At 65.7% G+C, this 455-nt stretch carries 1 protein-coding gene; it reads right to left on the bottom strand.

What is annotated here, in order from left to right:
- On the bottom strand, nt 1–455 hold a 455-nt coding region (locus tag RNB18_RS51905; RefSeq protein WP_311721045.1), incomplete at both ends, for a terminase large subunit domain-containing protein.

Here is a 455-nt window from a genome sequence, read left to right as displayed (position 1 = left end):
GCCCCGGATAGCGCGACTTGTCAGCGCCATACGCTTAGCGTCGTCAAAGACTCGCTCGGCCTGCGGGAGGGAGCCGGCTGCCGCGTAGACTTCCGCGCCTATCTCGCGGTCGGCGAGCAGCAGCACCAGGCCGATACCCGACGACAGCGTTGATTTCCCCGCCTTACGGGGAACCTCAATCCACACCGTTCGGGCCACGCGGACAGGCCGCCCCAACTCGGGGTCGAGCCACAGCCAACCGAAAATCGGCGCAATGATCCAGACCATTTGCCACGGGGCCAACTTGAGCGGCGTACCACCCCAACGGCCTTTCGTGTGCTTCATGGTCTCGATAGCCGATATGGCTCGGCGGGCGGCGGGCACATCGAAATATGCGCCCTCGCGCTGCGGGGCCTGGTGGGCGAGGACGAGCGGACGAGATTTCACCGCGTCGGCTATCTCGTCCTCGGTGAGCC

This window comes from Streptomyces doebereineriae, assembly GCF_031845645.1.
In the GTDB taxonomy this organism is placed as follows: domain Bacteria; phylum Actinomycetota; class Actinomycetes; order Streptomycetales; family Streptomycetaceae; genus Streptomyces; species Streptomyces canus.
This window is presented reverse-complemented; position numbering and strand designations above follow the sequence as displayed.